The organism is Sulfuritalea sp. (assembly GCF_017302275.1).
Taxonomy (GTDB): Bacteria; Pseudomonadota; Gammaproteobacteria; order Burkholderiales; family Rhodocyclaceae; genus Sulfuritalea.
On record NZ_JAFLDR010000083.1, the window covers coordinates 1 to 4,712 of the forward strand.

Annotated in this window: 7 protein-coding genes; all 7 read right to left on the reverse strand. The window is 64.2% G+C overall.

Annotation, left to right across the window (positions count from 1 at the left end; all coding sequences use genetic code 11):
- Nucleotides 1-91: 91 nt before the first annotated feature.
- Entirely contained in the window at nucleotides 92-328 is a 237-nt protein-coding gene (locus J0M27_RS21185) for a hypothetical protein (RefSeq protein ID WP_294996671.1), read from the reverse strand.
- 68 nt (nucleotides 329-396) lie between these two features.
- On the reverse strand, nucleotides 397-792 hold the full coding sequence (locus tag J0M27_RS21190; RefSeq protein ID WP_294996674.1) for a single-stranded DNA-binding protein: 396 nt from the start codon (nucleotides 790-792) through the stop codon (nucleotides 397-399).
- An 86-nt stretch (nucleotides 793-878) separates the two neighbouring features.
- Nucleotides 879-1,736, reverse strand: a complete 858-nt coding sequence (locus J0M27_RS21195) for a PFL_4669 family integrating conjugative element protein (protein ID WP_294996677.1) — start codon at nucleotides 1,734-1,736, stop codon at nucleotides 879-881.
- A gap of 123 nt (nucleotides 1,737-1,859) precedes the next feature.
- Entirely contained in the window at nucleotides 1,860-3,290 is a 1,431-nt protein-coding gene (locus J0M27_RS21200; RefSeq protein ID WP_294996679.1) for a hypothetical protein, read from the reverse strand.
- 18 nt (nucleotides 3,291-3,308) lie between these two features.
- Nucleotides 3,309-3,686, reverse strand: a complete 378-nt coding sequence (locus tag J0M27_RS21205; protein ID WP_294996682.1) for a hypothetical protein — start codon at nucleotides 3,684-3,686, stop codon at nucleotides 3,309-3,311.
- Nucleotides 3,683-4,225, reverse strand: a complete 543-nt coding sequence (locus tag J0M27_RS21210; protein WP_294996685.1) for an STY4526/YPO1902 family pathogenicity island replication protein — start codon at nucleotides 4,223-4,225, stop codon at nucleotides 3,683-3,685. The genes J0M27_RS21205 and J0M27_RS21210 overlap by 4 nt, the downstream gene beginning before the upstream one ends.
- On the reverse strand, nucleotides 4,225-4,712 hold a 488-nt coding region (locus J0M27_RS21215), incomplete at its 5' end, for a hypothetical protein (RefSeq protein WP_294996688.1). The genes J0M27_RS21215 and J0M27_RS21210, both read right to left, overlap by 1 nt.

Genomic DNA, 4,712 nt, shown 5'->3' on the forward strand with positions numbered 1-4,712 from the left:
ATCGATCGGGCTGACGCAGCCAACGTGGTACACCGGCAGCGTCTGCCCGACGCCCACCATGCGGCAGGGAGTCCGGCAGCGCATATTCAAATCAGATGACCGTCGCCCAGACATTTGGTTCCATTGCGTGAGCATAATTCGCGATTACCCGACAGCGGGTGACAGCCGCCCTGCCAAAGCTCACCGACAGACTGACCTCGGTAAGGGCGGCACAACCCCGTGCCGGACCTTGCCGCTGGGCCTGAACGCGAAATCCGTGGAAGGACGCACCCCACCTGCCCTGGCGCTGCGCCTCCATGATCGCCAGCAGCGCAATCGAGCGGACCATGCGAACCTCCTCGATACCGGGGAAACATGGCGGCTCCGCCACATCGCCGACGGGCATGGCGCTCACGCTCAGGCCCTGCCCTCGGACGCCTCGCGCCGCGGCTTGAACCGGACCTCAGCCAGCCGTGCAAGGCTGAGAAACAGATGATCCGCGTTCAGATGCAGCGCGCTGCGCTCCTCGCCGGTCGCCGTCACCGTCCATTGGGTCTCGGCCAACCGGCCGATGACATGGACGCGCGCACCCTTCTTCACCAGTTGCGCGACTTCCGCCGCATGTCGATCACCCCAGACATTGACGTCGAGCCAGAATCCACCGGCCTGCTCCAGACCGCCCTTGCCGTCCTGCCGATATTCGTCGAAGAACACCCGAAGCTCCGCGACCTGCCGTTCCTCGCTACCGACCATGACCGTCTTCAAGAGCGGCAGGTCCCCCACATTTCCGGTTCCACTAAACTCGTTCGACATTGCACCCTCCGTTGGTTGATTGACTCATTGAATTCCGATGGGCTGCGAGGCCCGGGCCGGAAACCCGCTGATCGCCGGCGCCGACCTCACAGCAACTCCGTGTCCGACTGCGGCATATCCTCGGCTGCGGTGAGCGACGCCTGTTCGAGGAGGCGCAGTTCGGCCTCGCTCAACTTGACGCGCCGCCGCGTATGACGGGGTGCCTGCGCGCCGGTAAACACCTTGCGCGGAACTTCACCGAAAAGTGCGACCACGGCACGCACCCGCTGATGCGCGAGTTCGTCCGCTGCGGGCAGGAAGTCGCTGCGGCTCAATGGCCGCAGCTCCTCGCGCAGGAGGTGGCGCTCCCAGCGGATCGGTTCCAGGAACAAGGCGCGCAACTCTCGGCCGACTTCGCGAATCGCCGCCCTGCCCTCGTCATCGCTCATGCGATCCTTGTGGATCAGGGTTTTGATCATGCGCACGTAGTAGTCGAACTCGACGATCGCCTCCGCCGTGGCGTAGCCGTAGGGACTGCGAAACCCGAGCTCGACGGTCTTGGGGCTGCGCGAGCCCATCACGGCCAGCGACAGGCCCTTGCGTTTGAGGATCTCGATGGCTTCCTCACGCGCCGTGATCACGCGGCTCAGATGCGCGCGAATCGCGATCAGACCCTCGTACATGCGGATCAGGATCCAGTCGGCGTAAGGGTTGTCGTTCGCCGACAGGTGCCAGATGGATTTGAGGACCGCCGCAAAGCGCCTGCCTCCAGGGATCGGCGGCAACTTGCTTGCGGCATCCGCACCACGGCCGGTAAAGATCCGATAGGCATCTTTGGTGTGCAAGCTCATGGTGTCGGGGGTGGCATCCGCCAGTTGCCCGAGTTGGGCGTTGGCGGCGAACGTGGCATCGGGCGCATTGGGCTCATTGCGCTCTTGCTGCAGGATTGCGTCAGGGGGTGCCATTGCGGACTCCGTTTCGATTGAGGGGGTTGTGGCTGCCGCGAACGGCGTGGTGGTTGCAGCGCCGTGTTGGCAGCGCTGGCGAGCAGGATTTGTCGCTGCCGGGAATTCGGACTGGCAGGGGGCTCACGAGCGCTTCTCCGGCGGGCGCCCGGCCTGCATCGCGTCCGCGATCTGTCGCATCTCGGCGCGGCGGGATGCGAGCCTGGCCTGGCGTTCCGGGGTCGCGCACTCGGCGGCAAGACGCTGTTGCTCGGTCTCGCGCTGCTGGCGCAGGATCAGTTCCTCCTCATGCCGGCGCCTGGCAGCCGCCACGCGCTGTCCAAGTTCCGGCACGAACTCGCCGGCGAGGGCACGCCTGACCAGGCCACGCAGGTAGGCGAGCGGGCTGGTATGCACCGCGTTCGCCTGCATCCGAGCACTCAGCTCGTCGAGCAAGGACTGGGCTTGCTGCGCGCAGGGCTTAAGCAGGAGGAGCGCCGCCGCACGTTCTTCAGGGAGCAGGCTTTCCGGCAGGATCAGATCACCACCACGACGTTGCGACCGACCCTCATCAGCGATGGTTTCCCTTGCGGGTGGTTGTTGTACTAAACCACGTGTACTTCCTTGTATATGTAGATTGGCGCTTTCGTCGAAACAGTGATGGCGTTTTTGTCGAATCAATTTTGGCGCTTTCGGCAAAACATGAATGTGGGAATCCCGCATACTTGTTTCGCCTTTTTGTCGACTATTGATTGTGGCAACACCGCACTCTGGCGAATACGGCAAAGCGATGCGATTGGCATCGCCGGATTCATCCCCCGCCAGCCGCGCGAGCAGGCAATCCAGCCGGATTCGGGCGAGTCGTCGCGGAGGAATGCCGACCAAAGTCTCTTCCCAGACTCCGACGCCCACCAACTCCCGACGCGCAATCTCCTGTTCGCGGCGCGTGAGGCCGATCTGCTCGGTCCATACGTCGGTCGAACTGCCGATCCACTCCTGCAACTGCCGGCGCATCTGCAGCCGCGTCAGGTGCAGCGTGCGTGACAACAGCAGGCCGGCATGGACCCCGCCGCCGATGCCGGCCAGCGTACGGTGATAGGCGAGCGACGGCCCCAGCAATTCCGCGACCGCGGCGCCATCGGCCCAGTCCAGACTCGCCGACGCCCTGCCAATCCGGTCGCTGAGCAAGGCGCCGAGCTGATCAACGCATAGGCGGAAATGCAGCCTCGCCGGGATGCCAACGCGCTGCTCGCTGAGAATCGCCAGTTTGCGCAATACTTCGCGGGCGGTAGCTTGTTCCTTCGCGGAAAGTCCGGTTTCCATTTCCCACTGCTCAGTAGTCTTCAGGAACCACCCGCCGGTCTGGGCGATGTCGCGACCGTGACGTGTCCAATAGATCGATTGGGAGAGCAACAGCGCGGCCTTCACGTTCGCCGTCAGGTCCACGAGACGGCGATGAAACGCGATATGCCGCCCCAGCAACGGCCAGAGGGTCGCCAGCGCTCGCTCCTGTTGGGCGGATTGCCATGGGTCGTCATCGGCGCTGGTTACGATTCTCGGTTCTCGGTCTCTCATGTCTGGGCCTATGCGCCGTCATCGGCGAACCGGGTTGGCGTGCGCCTGCAATGCGCGCCCTACGGCTTCGGGTCGTACCCGAAACCAGAGCTTCGCCGGCATGCCGGCGCGTCGCTCTTCGAGAAAGCCGCCGGTGCGCAAAGCTCGCCGTGCCGTTTCCTGCTCCCACCGCGAAAGCCCGGTCTCTTCGGTCCACTCCTCCTGGGACCTGCAGAACCAGCCGCCGACCTCGGGGTCGAGCGCCTCACTGGTCCAGATGGCCTGCGAGAGCATCAGTGCCGCCGTCACGCCACCCGTGATCGGGACCAGGCAACGGTGGAAGCTGACCGGCAGGTCGAAGACGTCGAGCAGCAGTTCGGCGGTAAGGCCCGGTGGAATCGAGGGGCGGCCGTTCATCGCGCCTCCTCGAATTCGCACGCTACTGCTTCCAGAACGGCGAGGGTAAGCTTTGGGAATGCCTGATGCAGGCGGTAATAGCGCACCCTCGGATCCGGGTCCTCAATGGCGTGCCATGCCCGGTAAATGCGCTCGCGCATGGGGGTGTCCGGAAGTGGGAAGCGGCCCGACGGTCTCCAGGCACCGCAGTCGCGGCGGCGCCTGAGCGTGACCTTGCGGCGAATCTTGAAGAGCGCGCTCATCATCTGCCAGGACGCACCATGGCGAATGAAATACGCCTCCAGCGCCTTGGCCTCATTCACCAGCGAGACCGTACGCAGCCCCGCAGTGAGTTCGGCGGCATCAAAGGTCACGCCGATGGTCAGATCGCGCATCGTGGCCAGGCGGTTCAGATCGAGGGCCGACAGTTGCCGCAGGCGCGCGAGTTGCTCGTTCTCGATGCCGGCGGCGTGGAGTTCATCCGGCTGCGCCTCGGCCAGTCGCACGGCGACGTGATTGAGCAGAACCAGGCGCACCTGCGTATCGAAGAGCGGCAGCATCAGGCATCCTCCGCAGCAATTTCACTGCCCGGCAGTCCGGGCGTGGAAGCGGATGAGCGAAATTCCCTGACCAGACCGAGGAGATCCCAGCAGGCGCTGGCCGTCTGATCATTGGCATCGACCAGCCAACCGAAGAACGCGGCATCGAACTGGAAGGCATCAACCAGTAGATCGGGTACCTGGGACGGGCTATCAGCGACGCATGGATCGCCGGCCGTAAAACTTTCCGGCGAGGCCGCCGTTGCGGACACCAGCGTCAAGAGTTGCCAGGCCCATTGCCGGCTTGGATGCAACGAATCGCCATGAGGCGGAATCGGCAACGCGTCCATGCAGTACCCAAGGGGTGCCGCTTCGTCGCTTCGCAGACAATCGCTGATTCCGACAAAGCCAGCGCACAAGCGCACCTGCTCGATAACCCGCGAATGAGCGGCAGCGACTTCGGTCTTGGCCGGAATCGCACCTTCTGCCTGCATATGGCGCCTGGGAG